This is a genomic window from Egbenema bharatensis FJBBOT/2019 (assembly GCF_048077055.1).
GTDB classification, from domain to species: domain Bacteria; phylum Cyanobacteriota; class Cyanobacteriia; order Elainellales; family Elainellaceae; genus Egbenema; species Egbenema bharatensis.
This window is the reverse complement of record NZ_CP182236.1, coordinates 2,444,292-2,464,054: the sequence shown is the minus strand read 5'-3', so window position 1 is coordinate 2,464,054 and position 19,763 is coordinate 2,444,292. Positions and strand designations below refer to the sequence as shown.

Sequence of the window (19,763 nt, the reverse complement as noted above, 5' to 3'; positions counted from 1 at the left end):
ATTCGCGAATCGCCCTTACAGGAATGGCCCGTGTGGAAGTCTCAGCGGTAAGGAGTGGGAATGAAATTTAGTGAACTCGTCAACCGGATCGATCCGGCAGCAGCAACAAACCTGACAGCAGGATTAGAACATGATCCTGATATTTTAGGAGTCTCAGCGATCGAGGAGCCATTGCCCCAAACCCTCAGCTACATTGAAGGCGCGAAGTTTGCCCATCACATTGCTTCCACCCCTGTCAGTGCCCTGATTTTGCCCAATGATCCTGATTTGCAGTCCCAGGCAACCGATCGCGGACTGGCGTGGGTGGTGTCTTCCCTGCCCCGCAAGCTGTTTGCGCAGGCGATCGCTGAGTTTTATCAGCCGTTTCGACTAGATGCAGAAATCCATCCAACGGCGGTGATTCATCCTTCGGCGCAATTGGGAGATAAAGTGGCGATCGGAGCAAATGTCGTCATCCAGGCAGATGTAGTGCTGGGGGATGGGGTTTGTGTGCATCCGAATGTCGTGATTTATCCGCAGGTGCGCATTGGTGAGGGCACGACGCTTCATGCCAATTGCACGATCCATGAACGGACAGTCATTGGTTCAGGCTGCGTGATTCATAGCGGAGCCGTGATTGGCGCAGAAGGCTTTGGGTTTGTCCCCACGCCAGAGGGCTGGTTCAAGATGCAGCAGTCGGGCTATGTGATTCTGGAAGATCAGGTGGAAATTGGCTGTAATTCCACCGTCGATCGCCCTGCCCTGGGGACAACGGTGATTCGCCGCAATACGAAGATTGATAACCTGGTTCACATCGCCCACGGTTGCCAGGTGGGAGAAAACTGCATCATGGCAGGGCAGGTGGGTTTGGCTGGAGCGGTCAAGGTGGGCAATCAGGTGATCCTGGCGGGTCAGGTGGGAATTGTCGATCATATTGAAATTGGGGATGGGGCGATCGCTTCGGCAAAGGCGGGAGTACATCACAATGTCAAAGCTGGAGAAATTGTAACGGGGGTTCCTGCCATTTCCCACAAGCTGTTTATTAAAGCCACGGCAGTGTTCAATCGGCTCCCGGAAATGTATCAAACTCTGAGACGGTTACAAAAACAGATCGAGTCGGACTAGTTTCTGTCGGACTGGTTTTCTTGTCGGACTGGTTTTCTGAAGATGCAGGTTGCGGCCATGCTCATCTGGCGATCGGTAGCCATCTATCTCCAGACGGAAGCTTTTAAACATATATCTTTGTACGCTTTCAAAGCCTTCATGGCTTAAGATCTGGAAGCATGATGGGAATTTGCCTTCGGAGCAAGTCTCACAATTGTCTTGCAGAATAGTGAATAGACCGTTAGTGAATCGTTCTTGCAAGCTGTTCTCAGGGAATGATTCTAACCATCGCCTGATTCATTGCTCTTTAAAATTGCCCTACTAATTTATCCCCTCATCAGTACGTCATGAAACACTCTGCGACGGATAGCCGCATGGAGCATCCATACTATGAACTGTCTGCTTCAGACGTGGCTCAGTCCCTGGATACCCATCCAGAAAAGGGGTTGACTGCTACAGAAGTCACTCAGCGCATTGAACGTTTTGGTTTTAACGAACTGAAGGCGAAACCTGCAAAACCCGCCTGGCTACGCTTCCTGGCCCAGTTTAATCAGGCCCTGCTCTACATTCTGCTCATTGCTGGATTAATTAAGGCTTTTCTGGGATCGTGGACGAATGCGGCTGTGATCTGGGGCGTAACGGTCATTAATGCCATTATCGGATTTGTCCAGGAATCGAAAGCGGAAGGGGCGATCGCGTCTTTAGCAGCCTCTGTCAGTACGGAAGCAACCGTTGTTCGGGATGGAAAAACCCTACGGATTCCGTCGAAGGAACTGGTTCCGGGGGATTTGGTGCAGTTGGCTTCGGGGGATAAAGTCCCGGCGGATGTGCGCCTGCTGACCGTCCGCAACCTGCAAGTTGACGAATCAGCTTTGACTGGAGAATCGGTTCCCGTTGAGAAGAATTCAGCTCCCCTGGATGCAGGAACCCCTCTGGCTGAACGGATCAACATGGCCTATGCGGGTAGCTTTGTCACCTTTGGTCAGGCTAGCGGCATCGTCGTTGCCACGGCCAGTGCCACTGAAGTCGGGCAGATCTCCCAGTCGATCGAACAGCGAGCGAACCTCAGCACCCCTCTGACCCGGAAGTTTGCCAAGTTTAGCCATACCCTGCTCTACGTGATTTTGACCCTGGCAGCCGTGACCTTTGCCGTGGGTTTGGGACGGGGGCAATCCTGGGCAGAAATGTTTGAGGCAGCCGTGGCCCTGGCGGTGAGTGCGATTCCCGAAGGTTTACCCGCAGTGGTGACGGTAACGCTGGCGATTGGAGTCGATCGCATGGCCAAACGTCACGCCATTATTCGTAAACTGCCTGCCGTTGAAGCATTGGGCGGCGCAACGGTGATTTGTTCAGATAAAACGGGCACCTTGACCGAGAACCAGATGACGGTTCAGGCGATCTATGCCGGTGGAGAACACTATAGCGTCAGTGGGACTGGCTATGACCCGGATGGCGAAATTGGCCATGTGGAGGCAGACACCGGCAGAGACTACCCTCGATCGAACCCTGTTTTGAAAGAATGTTTGATCACAGGTGTCCTGTGTAACGACTCCCATTTAGAGCACAAAGACAATCGCTGGACGGTGGTGGGAGATCCCACTGAGGGGGCCTGATTGCAGTAGGTCGTAAGGTGGGACTGATGCGGGCCGAAGTCGCCCAACAAGCCCCTCGCCTGGACAGCATTCCGTTTGAGTCAGACTTTCAGTACATGGCGACGCTAAATCGGGTGGAAGATCCGGACTTAAGGATTGCCAAGCCAGGCAGTCATGTGATTCTGGTTAAAGGCTCCGTAGAGGCGATCGTCCAGCGGGCTGAACAAATGCTGCTGGCCGATGGCCAGGCAGTGCCCATCAACCCCCAGGAGATTCATCAACAGGCGGAAGCGATCGCCCGGCATGGATTACGGGTTCTCGCCTTTGCCAAAAAGCCGATATCCTCCGGGCAAACGGCGGTGGAGCATTCCGACCTGGAATCGGGACTGATCTTCCTGGGCTTGCAGGGCATGATTGATCCTCCCCGACAGGAGGCAGTCAATGCCGTTCGGGCCTGTCAGTCGGCGGGGGTGCAGGTGAAGATGATCACGGGGGATCACATCACGACGGCAAGTGCGATCGCTGAACGCATCGGGTTAGGTCGGAAAATGCAGCACGTTGTCGCCTTTACAGGTCAGCAGCTTGAACAAATGGACGATCTGAACCTGAAACAAGCCGCTGAGGACGGTTCGGTGTTTGCCAGAGTTGCCCCATCTCAGAAATTGCGGTTAGTCGAAGCCCTGCAATCCAAAGGGGAGATTGTGGCCATGACGGGGGATGGCGTGAATGATGCTCCTGCCCTGAAACAGGCTGATATTGGCATTGCCATGGGTGGAGCCGGAACCGATGTGGCGAAGGAAGCCTCCGATATGTTGCTGACGGATGATAACTTTGCCTCGATCGAAGCGGCGGTAGAGGAAGGGCGTACCGTTTACCAAAACCTGCAAAAGGCGATCGCGTTTCTGCTGCCGGTGAATGGTGGAGAGTCCATGACGATCCTGATTAGTGCCGTACTGGGTCGAGTGTTGCCGATTCTGTCTTTACAAGTGCTGTGGTTAAACATGGTCAACTCGGTGGCGATGACCGTCCCACTGTCCTTTGAGCCAAAGAGCCAGGACGTAATGCAGCGTCCGCCCCGTGATCCTCGCCAGCCGCTCCTGTCGAAGAATTTGCTCAAGCGGATTTTGGCGGTTTCCCTGTTTAACTGGATTTTAATCTTTGGCATCTTTGAGTGGGCCCGGGATAACACAGGGGATGTGGCGGTTGCCCGGACAATGGCGATTCAAGCATTGGTTGCCGGACGGGTGATTTATCTCATGAGTATTAGCCATCTGGGAGGGGCGATCGTCAACAAACTGCGGGGACGGGACGCTTCGATTACTGGGGCAATGGCAGTCGGGTTGGGAATTCTGGTGACGATCGTTTTGCAAATTCTGTTCAGCCAGTGGGGAGTCATGAACGCCCTTTTCCGTACGGCTCCCCTTGACCTGAATCAATGGCTGATGTGCCTCGCGGCTGGAGTACCGATGCTGCCGCTAACTATTTTCGTGAACCGGATTGATCCGCCGAATTAGGATCCTCAGAGAAATGTTTAATCAGTTGTAAGCAGTTCCGCTGTTCAACTTGCTGATAGTTCAGCTCACTGGCAATTCTCTGCATGATTTTGATGCCACGTCCATGTTCCCGATAATCTGCTTCGATCGGACGTTTCGCCAGGTCGGATAGGTCAAATCCTGAGCCATAATCCCACACCTTCAGCTCGATCGTCTGGGAGTAAACGATCACTTCAATGTCGATCGGGGTATCGGGTGCTTTGTGGGCATGGGCGTGGCGAACGGCATTGGTAAACGCCTCTGCCAGGGCTAATTGGCACTCCAACCAATCAGAGTAGGGCACTGGAGGTTGGTTGAACTGCTCGAACCATGCTAAAACTTGAGGCAGTGCCTTCAGGTTGGTATCAACCTGAATTCTTTTTTCGTAGGGTAATTTCAATTGAGCGTTATTCAACACTGAAGTACGGTTCAATTTAATTCACTGATCAGAGACAAACACTAGCAACCCAATAATTTGGGGCAAAATCCCTGGGAGCATCCCATTGGCAAACTGAACGATTTCGTAGCGCAGGCATCCTACCTGCCCGTGAGAGATTGGTCATGCAAATCAAGATTGAATATACCCAAATTCCTGAACTTACTCCAGGTTTCCATCTTGATCATCCCCTGATTTCTCAATTTTTCCTTAAATATTCTCTAAATTATTAACAAAAAAGTTAAAGTTGTCTCGATTTTTGTCTGTTTATGCTTTCTATTGTCGGTTTAAATAATTTACTGACTGATGTACTGACCGCTGTGCTGACCGATAAAAAGGTTCACTGCCTGACTCCTGTATTCACTTACCGATTGACCTTACCGACTGACCTGAATGAAACGCCCGATCGCTGCCAAAATTTTAGTCGTTGATGATGACCCTGCAATTCGATTAGTCGTTAGCAAGGCCCTGCAAAAGCAAGGTTACGAGGTGATTCTGGCAAGCGATGGACAGGAGGGGGTCGATCTGGCACTCCAGCATTGTCCCGACCTGATTATCTGCGATTGGATTATGCCGGGACTGGATGGATTGGAAGTTTGTCGCCGCGTCAAAGCAGCCAAGCAGTTAACGACAACCTTTTTTGTCTTGCTGACTTCGCGGGGGGAGCCAGAAGATCGGGTGATTGGGCTGGATACAGGAGCCGATGATTTTTTAGCCAAGCCTATCAATATCAGCGAGCTGCAAGCCAGGGTGAGGGCCGCCCTGCGGATTCACCAACTCAGCCAGGATCTACAAACTCAAAAACAGCTCCTGGAAGCAGAACTGATGGAGGCTGCCATCTACGTTCGATCGCTCTTACCCTCTCCTATGACTGGGGCGATCGAAATTGATGCCCGGTTTTTGCCCTGCCGTCAGCTTGGAGGCGATTGCTTTGACTACTTCTGGCTTGATCCCGATTATTTAGCCATTTATTTGCTGGATGTATCCGGTCATGGATTGGGCGCGGCCCTGCCCTCCAGTCTGGTATTAAACCTGCTGCGCTCTCGATCGCTGCCCTCGGCCAACTTCTATCAACCCCATGATGTCCTGAGTAGCCTGAACGAAGCCTTTCAGATGGGGAACCAGAATCAGAAATATCTCACCATCTGGTACGGAGTTTACAACTGCTCCAAGCGGCAATTGTCCTACGCCAGTGCTGGTCATCCCCCCGCAATTCTATTAACCTCTGCCTCCAATGGCTCAACCGAAGTGCACCAACTCCGCACTCCCAGCGTTCCCATTGGCATTTTGCCAGAAACCACCTACACCTCCGATCGCCAAACGATTCCAGAGAACAGCATCCTCTATGTGTTCAGCGATGGCATTTATGAAATCGGGCAGGCTACCGGAAGTTCCAGTTGGGGACTGGAGGGATTTATTGATCTGCTGGTGGACTTGAAGACTGAACCCAATTTAAATGTGATGCTCGATCGGGTACAGCGATCGAGCGGTACAACCACCTTTGATGATGATTTGTCTATTCTCAGGATTGAGTTTCGCTAGCGTGCCAGACAGAACCTGTTTTACACCATGACACTACCGCAGCCTGAGAGAATAGCTACTCCTAATTCAGGCTTCCCGATCGGGAACTGGCTCTGCAACCTCCATCCCGGCGATCGCCCCATCCACCGCGCTCCGGGTAAACTTCCGGGCAATTTCCTCCCGCTGATTCACCAGATAGACACTAATCAATGTCAGCATCACCCCGATCCATTGCAGCTCAGTTAATTGTTCACCCAGAAAAAATAGACTAAACAGCAGGGCAAACACAGGGGTCAAAAAAATCAACGCACTCACACTGGTAATATTGCCAGCGGCAGCTAAATAGAAAAAGATGCCGTAGGTGATCGCCGTGCCAAACACCGTTGCATAGCCCAGTCCAGCCCAGTCTCCAGCGTTCAAGTAGGTTATCTGCTGATTTTCCCACAGGAAGGATAGGAGGATGAGGGGTAGTCCACCCAAAATCATATGCCAGCCAGTCGCCACGATCGGATCGGCATGTTGTTTGACATAGCGCACGATTACCGTACCAAAGGACATGGCCAGGGCTGCTAATAGCATCAATAACTCGCCACTATGCAGTAGATTCTGCCAGGAAAATCCGGAAGCCACAGCGGGTTGAGCTGCCATCAGTGGTTCTCCGCTCTCCAGCAGGGTCTGCGTTGCGAAGGGCAAAGAGATGCCAGCGTTTTGAAAAAATCCATAGACCCAGTCCGCCGGGAGTCCGCACAGACAAATCCCAACCATCCCGATCGCCAGTCCCAGCCAGCCCCACACCCCAATGAATTCACTAAACAGCATCCTGGAGAGCAAAGCCACCACCAGCGGTTGAGCATCAATCAGTACAGCACCCAAGCCAGCCCCTGTGTGGACTAAACCAGTGGTCAGAAACCCCTGAAACATGGCCCCATCAATCAAGGCGAATACACTGATCCAGAGCCATGCCTGCCAAGTTTTGGGTTGAGGCAGCTTGAGTAGGGCCGCAACCAGCAGAAGCAGTAAACCCGCCGGGAGCAAGCGAAATGCAGCTAAAAATAGTGGCGTTGTATGGGGCAGGATGAATTTCATCACCACCATTGCCGTTCCCAAAAAGAAGAAAGGAGAAATCAGAAACAGGGGAGACTGAGTAAACTCTTTCTTCTGTGGCAGTAGCTGCATTGTCAATTCCTCTAATTTCTCTCTAATTTCTGTAAATGGATTGGAACCGTTACTGGAAACGCAAGGTTGTGAAAACAAATCGGAAGACAAAGATGGCTGCAAGAATCCAGGTGATGAGGGACACTTCATGGCTTCTGCCTTTCACGAGTTTCAGCACCGGGTACATAATCAACCCCGCCGATAGACCTGCTGCGATCGAGAAGCCCAGCGGAATGAAGAATATGGTTAAGAAAGCAGGAATCGCTTCTGTCAAATCACCCCAGCGAATGTTGATGATACTGGACATCATCAATACACCCACAATCACGAGAGCCGGAGCCGTTGCGAATCCAGGCACCGCTTCAAGAACCGGAATAAACAGCAGGGCAACCAAAAACAAACAGGCTGCAATCACGGCAGTCAGGCCCGTCCGTCCGCCCTCTGCGACACCAGCAGCCGATTCTGCGTAGGTCGTTACAGTCGAAGTCCCAAGCACTGCCCCCGCCGTAGTTGCGATCGCATCTGCGGCTAAAGCCTGATTGGCTCTGGGAAGTTCCCCCTGTTCATCGATATAACCTGCCTGCATTCCCACCCCTGTCAGGGTGCCGATCGTATCGAACATATCCACAAACAGGAACACCAGCAGGGCAGCCAGGAAATCCAGGAGGTTACTACTGTTAATACCAGACAGACCCACAAACGCCTGACCGAATAAATGGGTTGGCAGTGGGGGAACTTGCATCAATCCGGTTGGCGCATTGACAACACCCAAAATCCAGCCGAAGATTGCCGTTCCCGCAATCCCCCAAAGCAAGGCTCCCTTAATGCGGCGCACCACAAAAATAGAAGCCAGGAAAAGCCCAGCCGTTGCCAACAGGGTTGCCGGTTCCCGGAAACTCCCAAAGGTAGTTTTGGTAACTTCATTGGCCACGATGAGTCCCGCCCCACCCACCGCAGGATTACCTGCCAGTCCGATGTAGGCTAGAAACAGTCCAATCCCTACGGTCGTTGCCACCTTAATCGAATCTGGAATGGCAGTAATGAGATGACGACGCACATCGGTCAGGGTCATCAGAATAAAAATCACGCCTTCGCAGAAAACACAGGCCAGGGCGACCCGCCAGTCAATTCCCAACCCCAGCACCACTGAGTAGGCAAAGAAAGCATTGGTGCCCATACCCGGAGCCAGGACAAAGGGATACTTGGCTAACAATCCCATAATCAGCGTGGCGATCGCAGCCGAAATACTGGTTACTACCACCAGTTCCGCAAATAAATCTCGCGGCTCATTCAAGAACACCGCATCAGACATGATTGCCGGATGGACGACCAGCACATAGGCCATGGTCATGAACGTGGTCAGTCCCGCCAGGATTTCGGTTTTGAAGTTAGTTTGATACTTCTCAAAATCAAAGTACCGGGCGATCGTCCCTTGCCAGCCGGTATACGAGATTGCTGGGGCCGTTGCAGCGGTGGAAATTGACTGCTCTCGCTCTAACTCTTCAGTTTCTTGACTCATGGTATTGTTTCCCTAAGGCAGTTCCTAAGACAGATGCGGCATACTTTCTAAGTTGCGGCATCTTGGAACGATCGTCCTTGTGGATAGAAGCCGAGAAACTTAGAAAATATTTGGGTTTGCATCCATCAACGGTACCCACGAGTGCAAGATATTTTTTGTATTAAAAATGACAATTAGAACCCGAAGTATCCCTTAGATGAACTCAACTAAAATCCCGGAATGAAGCAGAATCGGGATTCAAAATAATTCTAAAAAAATAGTTAAAAGGTTGAGTCATCTTGATAGATTCTCTCTAACCAATCTCGCTCTTCTTCGATGGAGGGCAAATATGGATAAAGCCTAATTTTTTGAGCATAGGCAGACTGACCTCGCTCATTCGATCGCAGTGGCGGCTTTTGAACCATGAACAGGGCAAAACTGCGGCAGGCAGTACGCAGCGATCGAATCCAGGCACTCATAAAGCTGGGCTGGAACGATGCGCTGGAGGAGTAAAGTTGTTGTAACCGTTGGCGTAAAGAACGCCGCTTATCGCTATTCATCTCGAAATGCAGAAAAATCTGTCTCCAAAAATACAACTTGACGCTTATTTATAGGGTATCTCGGTCTACAATGCTGCACTTCCCCCATCTGGTTATCTTTCCGGGTTATGTGTCTATTCCCAAAACCAACAAATGCTCACAATGAAGATCAAATCAATGGTTCAGGCGATCACCATACTCACGATCGCCCTACTGCTTGGATGGGCTAGCCCTGCGCCAATGGTGGTGGCAGCCAACCAAAGTAACCAAGATCTGAATCAACCTGCGCTGTTATTTTCGGCTGATTCAAATCATGAAATTAGTATCTACCCTAAACCCGACCTCCATCCGCACCGCATTGGGTATGGCATGAGTGGCGATCGTGTTACGATCCTGGAGCAAACTGGCAGCAATGAAGGTAAAACGTGGAGCTACATTCGTTTAGACAAGCCGCCTTACCAGAAAGGTTGGGTGCGCGAAGATAACATTTCCGTTCAGGTAGACACCCATCAGGAATTCACTCGTTCTCAAGGATCTCCCTCCTTGCCACAGCGCGATTATCGATCGGATAGATTTGATTCTGGAGATCAACAAAGTTCTAATCAGTATCAGCAACAGAAGCAGCAATACCACTATCAATAGTAGCGGTGGTCATTTTCAATCGGCATTAGATGGATGTGGAAGATTAAAATAGTATTCCGAGCATTTTGTTACTTATTCATCACGTTTCTATGCTATTTAAAGTTTAGCTCCCTTGCATTTGCCACTCCTTTAGCGATTCCCGTAACGATTCCTATAATAATTCCTGTAACCATCCCGCCCTCCTTCAACACCCTTTCACAGCCTATCTATGTGAGGCACACGGGTGATGGTGGAACAGGTTCATTGCGGTGGGCGATCGAGCAAGCTAATCAAACTCCAGAGGACGATCGGATTGACCTGAGCCAGGTCAGCGGGATCATCACGCTTCAGCGCAGCTTACCCGTCATCACCAGCAATTTATTCATCACGGGTGATGGAAATGACATCATCAGCGGCAACCATGCCCACCGAGTTTTCTCCGTCAGCCAGGGCGAGGTTGCGATCGGTCATCTCACGATTCGGGATGGTCTGGCTCAGGGGGAACATGGGCAGGATGGAGCGGGTGGATCGGCAGGCATGGGCGGTGGACTGCTGATTGATGAAGGGACGGTCATTTTGGAGGATGTGCATTTCATCCACAATCAAGCGATCGGGGGCAATGGCTCTACCCGTGCCAGTACTCTGCATTCTCAAGTCAATAGCAGCCAGAATAAGTATAAAGTTAACCGCGGCGCGATTCTTGGCATTAACGGAGTCAGCTTAGATCAAGACAGTTCTGCTGGCTCCAGTCCAATTGGCATCACCATTGGCAGTGAGCATAACCGATTTCGAGCAAATCGCGGGGCGATCGCAGGGGTGAATGGCATCGGAGTGGACGGCATTGGGACGATTGCCTTCGCAGGCGGTGGCGGATTCGGGGGCTTCGGCAATGCGGGGAACGGCGGCAACGGGGGGAATGGGGGCGCGCAGGGGGGCAATGGCGGGAATGGCGGAGATGGCGGAGATGGCGGGATCGGAATTTTTGGCAGTTTTGGTCAGTGGGATGGGCAGGGAGATATCGGTGCGATCGCCTTTGGTGGGGGCGGTGGGTTTGGCGGCTTTGGCAATGCTGGGAATGGCGGCAACGGGGGCAACGCGATCGAGTCCATTGCGAACGGGGGCAACGGCGGTAACGGGGGCAACGGTGGGTTTGGCGGCGGCGGTGGGAGTGGTGGAATGGGAGGGGCGGGCGGTATAGCCGGGAGGGCAGGTCAAGCAGGAACGCCGGGAAAGGGCGGTTTTGGGGGCGGTGATGGCGACATTGGCTTGGGGGGTGGGGGGGGTGGGTTTGGCGGCGCAGTGTTTGTGCGATCGGGCCGCTTAATTCTCAGTAATACTGTTTTTGAGGGCAATGAAGCGATGGGTGGAACTGGGGCACACTCCAGTCAGGGCAAGGGAGGAGCGATTTTTGTTTTCCCAGAATCTTTAAGCGAGTCAGCCGGAATTGCCTCGCCGCCCCAGGTGATTTCCCTGGAAAAACAACCCATGTTCAGGGAAAACATGGCATCCGATGCAGGCTGCACAACGATGGATAACGCAAATATCTACGGCATGATTACCGTTCGATGAGAGCGTCGGATAATCTTCATCTTCTGGGGTGCTCCCTAGGGGACAGGTTGAGGTGAGTCAACCCAGCAAAGTCAGGGATCAACTCTACAGCGGCAGTCGGATAGTCAAACTGCGTACCTCAACCCACCCGCGATCGCGCCTACAATCCCAGGCAGCAAATCCTAGGTTGTACCCAGTGTCTGCACTGCCTCATCTTGGGTCTCAAAGATCTCAAAAATTTTGGTCATGTTGGTTAGCTCAAACAACATTTTGACCTGAGCATTCAAACAGCATACATAAAGCTGCTTGCCTGCGGCACGAATGGTTTTCAAGGCAATGACCAGTGCTGCCAGTCCAGAACTGTCCATAAAGGTCACCTCTTCAAGATTAATCACAACGGTTGAGGCTCCCGCATTTATCAACTCGTTGACCTGATCACGGAGTTGGTTTGCTTGCGTGAGATCGAGCACGCCCCTGGGGCGGATGACTTCAAAATTTGGCTGCATGGTGAGTGAGTTCATACGACAACAAGCAAATAGAAGTATCAATGCGTTTCCGCTTTACCCTTCCAAACTGCTTCAGAAAATCATGATGTTTCATTAAAAAAACATTAAACGCAGCTGAACGCCCGATCGGTGTTCATGCTTCCTTAAACATATCCTGACATTTCTTTAGATTGCCCTTTTTTTAGAAAACCCATCGTTATGATTGACGTAGGAATTGAACAAGCCGAGCCACCTTCAGGGTTTAAAAGCTATTTATCTGATTGAACAGTTCTGGTTAAACTACCAGAAGGCAGGTCATGATGACAATCATGGATGTCTTGATATGCTCTTGATCGGCATGAATGTTTTGATGTGCTGCGCCTGCCCGTAAAGCTCATGGTCATCAAGGAATCACGCCTTTGCCTGCCATGATGCTCCGGTTCTCACAACCAGACCAAGCCCCTGGAGTGGTCTAGCATCTGATGGTTGAGTCTCCTGGTGAGAACATAATCGGGTAAAATCCGAGTTCATCCAGGCTACCTCAGTTTTGTAGATGCATTCAAACTCGGTTGAACATTTGGCTCACTCCTAAATCATTCGGTTACGTCCCTTAACGAATGCACAACGAGAAGCAACCATGGCGAGTGGACTCTTTTTTCCCCATCGACGGAAGGCAAACTCTTCCTCCTCTTCTCCGTCTCGTCGAGATGAATTAATCTGGCGATCGGTGTTCTTGCTACTTGGGATCACTGCCATCATGGGAGTTTGTACGTTTCGACTCGTGCAACTACAAATCCTGGAGGGGCAACTCAACCACGAGCGATCGGAACAAAACCGGGTGCGTCCCATTCCGCTGTCGGCCGATCGAGGCAACATTGTCGATCGCAAGGGTCAGTTGATCGCCGCCAACCGCCTTTCCCGAGGGGTGTACCTGTGGCCCCGGCAACAATCCCCGCAGCAATGGCAAACAACCGCCTTCCGATTACAGCAGATTCTAGAGATCCCCGCCGAGGAGATTATCGATCGATTAGCCCAAACGGGTTATGACTCTCCTTTGCCGGTTCGCATTAGTCAGCAAATTACCCCTGAGGCATTTGTTGCTCTGGCAGAATATGCTCCTCAATTACCGGGTGTAGAAGTCTTTGCCGGATCCACTCGGCTCTATCCCCATCGCACCTTAGCAGCCCATGTCATCGGCTACATCGGAGAAGCCTCTGAGGCAGATATGAACGCGAATCCCCTTTACCCCAATGGCATGATTGTGGGACAAATGGGCATTGAACGGCTGGCTAATGAGCTGCTGCAAGGGAAATGGGGACAGCGGTTAGTCGAGGTCGATGCTAAGGGACAGGAGATTCGTCTGCTGGGCATGGAGGCGGCAACCGGGGGGGAAACGGTGGAATTGACCCTGGATCTGGAAATGCAGCGTACGGCCGAGCAAGCCCTGGGCGGACGACGGGGAGCAGTGGCTGCGATCGATGTCAATACTGGAGCGGTATTAGTCCTGGCCAGTTCTCCTAGCTTTGATCCCAGCATCTTTACAGGTCGCGTGTCGGAAGCGCAATGGCAACAACTCCAGCAGGGGGATTATCCTTTTCTGAATCGAGCCTTGCAAGGGTATCCCCCTGGAAGCACCTTTAAGATTGTGACTTCAGCGGCTGGCATAGAATCCGGTCGCTTTTCGCCCCATTCGATTTTGTCTACATCGGCATTTATTACCCTGGGCAATCATCAGTTTTGGGAGCATAGTCGGCAGGGCTATGGGGCGATCGGGTTTCGGGAAGCGTTGGCCTACAGCAGCAATACCTTTTTCTACCAGATTGGACTCTCTATCGGGCCAGAGGAAATTTCCAAATGGGGCCAGCGCATGGGGATCGGCACAACAATACTGGGATTGGAAGGTGAAGGCAGTGGGATCATTCCCACCCCTGATGAGAAGGAGGAGCTGTATGGTGAACCCTGGTATGGCGGGGATACGGTGAGTACATCCATCGGGCAAGGATTGGTACAGGCAACCCCCCTGGAATTAGCGGTGATGGTGGCTTCGATCGCCAATGGTGGGTATCGGGTTCAACCTCACTTAATGACCCAGCAAACGAATACTCCAGAAACTCAACCGGAAGCAACTGGACTCTCCCCGGAAACGATCGCCGCGATTCGATCGGGCTTAGTCGCTGCGGTGCAGCAGGGAACCGCCCAAGGGTTGAACGATGGTTCGATTCCACTCACCGCTGGTAAAACCGGAACATCTGAAGTGGTGGGCCCCCAACCGCACGCCCTCTTCGTCGGGTTTGGCCCGGTGGATGCTCCTCAAATTGCGATCGCCGTCATTGTTGAGAATGGTGGATTTGGCGGGGTAACAGCGATCCCGGTGGCGCATGAGGTGTATAAGGCGTTTTTTGGGGTGAGGAGTGAGGAGTGAGGAGTGAGGAGTGAAGTAGGGGCGAATTGCGTTCGCCCGTCTAAGGAATGGGGAGTGAGGAGTGAAGTAGGGGCGAATTGCGTTCGCCCGTCTAAGGAATAGGGAATGGGGAATAGGGAGTGGGGAGTGAAGTAGGGGCGAATTGCGTTCGCCCGTCTAAGGAATAGGGAGTCAGGAGCCAGGAGCCAGAAGTCAGGAGTCAGAAGTGAGCGGTGTGCGGAAAGAATACCGTATCCGGTAGGGGCGAACTGCTATGCGCCCTGCTTCAGCGAAAGCAAACAGGAGACAGGAGGGTGTTTGTGGGGTGGAGGTTTGATCCCGCAGGTTTGAGAAGGGAGGGGAGTATCCTGTTAATTAGGAGTTACAGGGTAAAAGACCTATGAGTGTTGAAACTATCTCTGATGATCTGACTGTATACCAGGGACAGTTTGGCGAGTTTACAATTACGCCAACCGATCGCCAGGGAGTTGTGATTTACCGGACTGGGTTAATGATTGCAGCCCTCTGCTTTGCCATTGGCAGTACGCTATTGCTGTGGCAGGGAGCGATTCCGTCTGTATTGGTGGCGTTGACGGTACTCTATACCGGGTTTATGGCAGCTCTGGCAGTCAGCTTGTTGACCATTCATATTTACATGGCTCCTCTCCACCGAGCTTTACAGGGCTTCTGGTTAATCGGGGCGATCGCCTCTCTGGTGGTGGCTCACGGTAGCCAGGAACCTTTTGCTTTAACGGTTTACCATTACCCCCTCACGATCCTGGGCATTGGATTTAGCTTTGCAGCACTGACGGGCATTTTCTTTAAGGAAGCTTTCTGTTTCGATCGCCTGGAAACCAAGCTATTAACCCCCCTGGTGCCAACCTTACTCCTGGGACATTTGACAGGCGTTTTACCTGTGGTGGCAGAGCGAGGATTACTGGCAGCCTGGGCAGTTCTGTTTGTGGTCTTTGCTTTACGAAAAGCGTTTCAAGCTATCCCCCCCGATATTGGCGATAAAAGCGTGTTCGCTTACTTAAAACAGCAGGCTGGTGCGAACTGATCATCACGATGGTGAAGAGCAGCATTTTAGGGTGTTTCTGGGGAACACTAGCTGAAGTGTTTCACTGTACTGATTTCTTTGCCATTACTACTGCCATCACTACTGATCATTCGTCATCTCGTCATGGGTCATCCGGGAGGAGCCATTGGTTGAAGAGCGAGCTTATTGGCTGACCTGGGCGCAAATTCCAGGAATTGGCCCGATTCTGATTCGACGCTTGCAAAGCCACTTTGGTACCCTGTCTGCGGCCTGGGTGGCTGAACCTTCAGATTTGAGAACCGTTGAAGGGTTTGGTACGCAAACGATCGACGTGATTTTGCAGGAACGCAGACGGCTTGATCCCGAATCATTCCTTCAGCAACATATGCGATCGAACCCAGATTTCTGGACTCCTGCCGATGCCGATTATCCGCAACTGTTGCTGGAAATTCCAGATCCACCGCCGGTGTTGTACTACAAAGGCAGGATGGAACCCCTGGAAAATCAAGGCATCACTCCGGCGATCGCTATGGTCGGTACTCGTCGTCCGTCTGATTATGGCAGACGCTGGGCCCGCAAGCTCAGTATTGCTTTGGCTCAAGCGGGCTTCACCGTTGTTTCGGGCTTAGCTGAAGGAATCGATACGGAAGCCCATCACAGTTGTTTGGGCGTAGAGGGACGGACGATCGCGGTGTTGGGAACCGGCGTTGATGTGATTTATCCAGCGTTCAATCTGGAATTAGCCAAGCACATTGTTCACCAAGGACTGTTACTGAGTGAATATCCGGCGGGAACACAACCAGAACGGGTCAATTTTCCTCGCCGCAACCGGATTATTGCTGGGTTGGCACGTGCCACTTTAGTCGTGGAAGCTCCAGTCAAATCGGGTTCTCTGATTACGGCTCGCCTGGCCAACGAATATGGTCGAGAGGTTTACGCCCTGCCCGGTTCGTTAGATAATTCTCGGGTCAGAGGCTGTTTAGAATTGCTGAACCAGGGGGCAAGCTTGATTCTGGGAGAGCAGGAATTACTGAAAGCGTTAGGAGAGTTGCCCAGTCTGCAATGGGCTTCCCAACGATCTAATGCCTCCACCCAGCAACTGTCCCTGCTGCCAGAACTGCCGCCTCACCCCCCCATTCAGCTTGAACCCCATCTCCAGACTGTCCTGCAAGCAGTTTCCCTGGATCCGGTAAACCTCGATCGCATTGTGCAACAGGCTGGCCTCGAAACTGGAGCTATTCTCAGTGCGTTGTCCCAGTTGGAACTGATGGGATTTGTGACCCAACTGCCGGGAATGCGCTATCAGCGGGGATGATGGCATTAGAAGTTTTGCTTTGCGTGAACACTAAACTTCCTATAAAAGATCCGAGAAATTACGGGTAAAGATCCAAATAATTTAAAGATTCAATAAATTGATGCCCATTCAGGGGGTAAATCTTGCCGATCAGGACTAACGTACAGTGTAAATATTTATGTTTTTCAGCCAAAGCCAGGATCCGTTTCAATCTGTTGATTTGAGATTTCCTGTGACGATTTAGTGCCAGAGGGGAACTCTAGAACGGGACTCTGAAAATGATTCCAATTTTGCTGAAGAACTGATTTATGAAGTATCAGAGCATTAGAGGCTTATGAGAATTCTAGTCACCGGTGGTGCGGGCTTCATTGGTTCCCACCTCATCGATCGCTTAATGCAGCAAGATCATGATGTGATCTGCCTGGATAACTTTTACACAGGACATAAACGAAATATCCTCAAATGGTTTAATCATCCGAATTTTGAGTTAGTCCGGCATGATGTCACTGAGCCAATTCGCCTGGAGGTGGATCAAATCTACCACCTGGCCTGTCCGGCATCGCCTGTGCATTATCAATACAATCCGGTTAAGACCATCAAAACCAATGTGATGGGGACGTTAAATATGCTGGGTTTGGCCAAGCGGGTGAAGGCAAGATTTTTTCTGGCCTCAACATCCGAAGTCTATGGCGATCCGGAAATTCATCCCCAAACGGAGGACTATCGCGGGAATGTGAACCCGATTGGCATTAGAAGCTGCTACGACGAAGGCAAGCGCGTTGCTGAAACCCTGTCGTTTGATTACCATCGCCAAAACGATGTTGATATCCGCGTGATTCGGATCTTTAATACCTACGGCCCTCGGATGCTGGAAAACGATGGGCGTGTGGTCAGCAATTTCATCGTCCAGGCGTTAAAAGGAGAACCGCTCACCGTTTATGGCGATGGTTCTCAAACCCGTAGCTTTTGCTATGTCTCTGATCTCGTCGAAGGCATGATGCGAATGATGAACGGGGACTATGTCGGCCCAGTGAACTTGGGGAATCCTGATGAGTACACGATTCTCGAACTGGCTCAAGCGGTTCAGCAAATGGTGAATCCTGATGTGGCGATCGACTTTAAGCCTTTACCACAAGATGATCCGCGTCGTCGTAAGCCCGATATTACCAGGGCTAAAACCCACTTAGGCTGGCAACCGACTGTTCCGCTTCAGGATGGATTGAAACGGACGATCGAAGACTTCCGGGAACGGATTGAAGCCGCTGGGGGCAGAACCTCCACCCCAGTACAGCTTTAAGTTTGTTCATCCTCACGCTAATCACACCTTGAATAATTAAGGAATTGTCTCATGCGCGTTTGTGTTATCGGTACTGGATATGTCGGTTTGGTAACGGGTGTTTGCCTGGCTCACATTGGGCACCATGTCATCTGCGTAGACAACAATGAAGAAAAAGTAAAGTTAATGCAGTCCGGACAATCTCCGATTTTTGAGCCGGGTTTGTCGGAACTGATGCAGGAAGCCATCCAGAGCCAGCACATTGAGTTCACGACTGATCTGGGAGCAGGCGTAGCACACGGTGAAATTCTGTTTATTGCAGTGGGTACCCCTCCGCTGCCAACGGGTGAAAGCGATACTCGATACGTTGAGGCAGTGGCTCGCGGCATTGGCGAACACCTCAATGGTGGATACAAGGTGATTGTGAATAAGTCTACTGTGCCGATCGGTTCAGGGGACTGGGTGCGGATGCTGGTGCTGGATGGTGTAGCTGAACAGCAAAAAGCGGCCGTTGGGGCAGGCGGTAGCGCGGTCATGGATCGCTCGGCTGATTTTGATGTGGTCAGTAACCCAGAGTTCCTGCGGGAAGGCTCGGCGGTTTATGACACCTTCAACCCCGATCGCATTGTGCTGGGCAGCAACAATTCCCGGGCGATTAGCTTGATGAAGGAACTGTATGCCCCGATCGTTTCCCGTGAGTTCGCTGAGGATAAGTCCTTGCCGACGGTTCCAGTCCTGGTGACGGACCTGAGTTCGGCTGAAATGATTAAGTATGCCGCTAATGCGTTTCTGGCTACCAAAATCAGCTTCATCAACGAAGTCGCCAACATCTGCGATCGGGTGGGTGCAGATGTGACTCAGGTTGCCAGAGGGATTGGGTTAGACTCGCGGATCGGCAACAAATTCCTGCAAGCGGGTATCGGCTGGGGCGGTTCCTGCTTCCCCAAAGATGTCTCTGCCCTGATCCACACGGCAGATGATTATGGCTACGATGCTCAACTGCTGAAGTCTGCGGTGACCGTGAATCAGCGGCAGCGGGTAATGGCGATCGAAAAACTCCAGCAAGTTCTGAAAATCCTCAAGGGTAAAACCGTGGGATTGTTGGGACTCACCTTTAAGCCGGATACCGACGATATGCGGGATGCTCCTGCCCTGGACATCATTGAGCAACTGCACCGCCTGGGCACGAAGATCAAGGCCTACGATCCCCTGGTGGCTCAAAGTGGTATGCGGCACGGATTGTCCAACGTTCACGTCGAAACAGATCCAGAACGGCTGGCGGATGGCTGTGATGCCCTGGTGCTCGTAACCGACTGGAAGGAATTCCGCACCCTCGACTATTCCAAGATGGCCCAACTGATGGCCAACCCAGTCCTGATCGACGGGCGTAACTTCCTGGATCAGGAAGCCCTGGAGAAAGCCGGATTCCGCTATATGGGAATTGGGCGGTGTGGGTAGGAGTGAGGAGTGAGGAGTGAGGAGTGAGGAGTTCGTAGCGCAGGCATCTTGCCTGCATTAGGACTGCAAACTTAATCACCTGGAATTCTTGTGGGGTGGACAGCGTTTCGACGGCTCGAGTGAGCGTTCGACTGAGCGTTCGACGGCTCACGCCGAAGTCCTCGCCGAACTCTGAGCTCAAGCTGAAGTCTTGCCCACCCAGTCAGCAAAGATTCCCGGACGGGCGATCGCAATCCGCCCCTACCCCCACTCCCGACTCCCCATTCCCTACTCCCCACTCCCATT

At 51.8% G+C, this 19,763-nt stretch carries 15 protein-coding genes and 1 pseudogene; 11 read left to right on the top strand and 5 right to left on the bottom strand.

Annotation, left to right across the window (positions count from 1 at the left end; all coding sequences use genetic code 11):
* Nucleotides 1-60 precede the first annotated feature (60 nt).
* On the top strand, nt 61-1,104 hold the full coding sequence (lpxD, locus tag ACM1PF_RS11440; protein WP_416674611.1) for a UDP-3-O-(3-hydroxymyristoyl)glucosamine N-acyltransferase: 1,044 nt from the start codon (nt 61-63) through the stop codon (nt 1,102-1,104).
* 326 nt (nt 1,105-1,430) lie between these two features.
* Nucleotides 1,431-4,189, top strand: a pseudogene (locus ACM1PF_RS11435) (cation-transporting P-type ATPase).
* Here the strand turns inward: ACM1PF_RS11435 and ACM1PF_RS11430 are convergent.
* On the bottom strand, nt 4,155-4,625 hold the full coding sequence (locus ACM1PF_RS11430; protein WP_416676626.1) for an ATP-binding protein: 471 nt from the start codon (nt 4,623-4,625) through the stop codon (nt 4,155-4,157). The pseudogene ACM1PF_RS11435 and the gene ACM1PF_RS11430 overlap by 35 nt on opposite strands.
* 287 nt (nt 4,626-4,912) lie before the next feature.
* Between ACM1PF_RS11430 and ACM1PF_RS11425 the strand changes: the two genes are divergently transcribed.
* Nucleotides 4,913-5,074 (top strand): hypothetical protein, encoded by a 162-nt coding sequence (locus tag ACM1PF_RS11425; RefSeq protein ID WP_416674610.1) that lies wholly within the window; start codon nt 4,913-4,915, stop codon nt 5,072-5,074.
* On the top strand, nt 5,037-6,185 hold the full coding sequence (locus ACM1PF_RS11420) for a PP2C family protein-serine/threonine phosphatase (RefSeq protein ID WP_416674608.1): 1,149 nt from the start codon (nt 5,037-5,039) through the stop codon (nt 6,183-6,185). Before ACM1PF_RS11425 ends, ACM1PF_RS11420 begins: the two co-directional genes overlap by 38 nt.
* Nucleotides 6,186-6,251: 66 nt before the next feature.
* Here ACM1PF_RS11420 and ACM1PF_RS11415 read toward each other — a convergent pair whose 3' ends face one another.
* The 3 genes from ACM1PF_RS11415 to ACM1PF_RS11405 form a co-directional block, all read right to left on the bottom strand.
* Complete coding sequence (locus ACM1PF_RS11415) at nt 6,252-7,340, bottom strand: DMT family transporter (RefSeq protein ID WP_416674606.1); 1,089 nt, start codon at nt 7,338-7,340, stop codon at nt 6,252-6,254.
* A 49-nt stretch (nt 7,341-7,389) separates the two neighbouring features.
* Complete coding sequence (locus ACM1PF_RS11410; RefSeq protein ID WP_416674604.1) at nt 7,390-8,838, bottom strand: NCS2 family permease; 1,449 nt, start codon at nt 8,836-8,838, stop codon at nt 7,390-7,392.
* 260 nt (nt 8,839-9,098) lie between these two features.
* Nucleotides 9,099-9,377, bottom strand: a complete 279-nt coding sequence (locus tag ACM1PF_RS11405; RefSeq protein WP_416674603.1) for a hypothetical protein — start codon at nt 9,375-9,377, stop codon at nt 9,099-9,101.
* Between the two features lie 141 nt (nt 9,378-9,518).
* Here ACM1PF_RS11405 and ACM1PF_RS11400 point away from each other — a divergent pair, with 141 nt between their 5' ends.
* Together ACM1PF_RS11400 and ACM1PF_RS11395 are read left to right on the top strand one after the other, a co-directional pair.
* Entirely contained in the window at nt 9,519-9,998 is a 480-nt protein-coding gene (locus ACM1PF_RS11400) for an SH3 domain-containing protein (protein ID WP_416674602.1), read from the top strand.
* 210 nt (nt 9,999-10,208) lie between these two features.
* Nucleotides 10,209-11,546, top strand: coding sequence for a hypothetical protein (locus tag ACM1PF_RS11395; RefSeq protein WP_416674600.1), 1,338 nt, complete (start codon nt 10,209-10,211; stop codon nt 11,544-11,546).
* Between the two features lie 161 nt (nt 11,547-11,707).
* On the opposite strand, the gene ACM1PF_RS11390 is transcribed toward ACM1PF_RS11395, so the two are convergent.
* Nucleotides 11,708-12,031 (bottom strand): STAS domain-containing protein, encoded by a 324-nt coding sequence (locus ACM1PF_RS11390; protein WP_416674598.1) that lies wholly within the window; start codon nt 12,029-12,031, stop codon nt 11,708-11,710.
* Nucleotides 12,032-12,647: 616 nt separating this feature from the next.
* On the opposite strand from ACM1PF_RS11390, the gene mrdA reads away from it, so the two are divergent.
* The 5 genes from mrdA to ACM1PF_RS11365 all read left to right on the top strand — a co-directional run bounded on the left by mrdA (nt 12,648) and on the right by ACM1PF_RS11365 (nt 19,478).
* Nucleotides 12,648-14,432 carry a penicillin-binding protein 2 gene (gene mrdA, locus ACM1PF_RS11385; RefSeq protein WP_416674596.1) on the top strand — a complete coding sequence of 595 codons (1,785 nt, stop codon included), beginning with the start codon at nt 12,648-12,650 and terminating at the stop codon, nt 14,430-14,432.
* Nucleotides 14,433-14,811: 379 nt separating this feature from the next.
* Entirely contained in the window at nt 14,812-15,471 is a 660-nt protein-coding gene (locus ACM1PF_RS11380; RefSeq protein ID WP_416674594.1) for a DUF2301 domain-containing membrane protein, read from the top strand.
* 145 nt (nt 15,472-15,616) lie between these two features.
* Nucleotides 15,617-16,765 (top strand): DNA-processing protein DprA, encoded by a 1,149-nt coding sequence (dprA, locus tag ACM1PF_RS11375; RefSeq protein WP_416674592.1) that lies wholly within the window; start codon nt 15,617-15,619, stop codon nt 16,763-16,765.
* A gap of 313 nt (nt 16,766-17,078) precedes the next feature.
* Entirely contained in the window at nt 17,079-18,041 is a 963-nt protein-coding gene (locus tag ACM1PF_RS11370) for a UDP-glucuronic acid decarboxylase family protein (RefSeq protein ID WP_416674589.1), read from the top strand.
* 51 nt (nt 18,042-18,092) lie between these two features.
* The gene (locus ACM1PF_RS11365) at nt 18,093-19,478 is read left to right on the top strand and encodes a UDP-glucose dehydrogenase family protein (RefSeq protein WP_416674588.1); all 1,386 of its coding nucleotides are present in this window, start codon (nt 18,093-18,095) and stop codon (nt 19,476-19,478) included.
* The last annotated feature ends 285 nt before the right edge of the window (nt 19,479-19,763 follow it).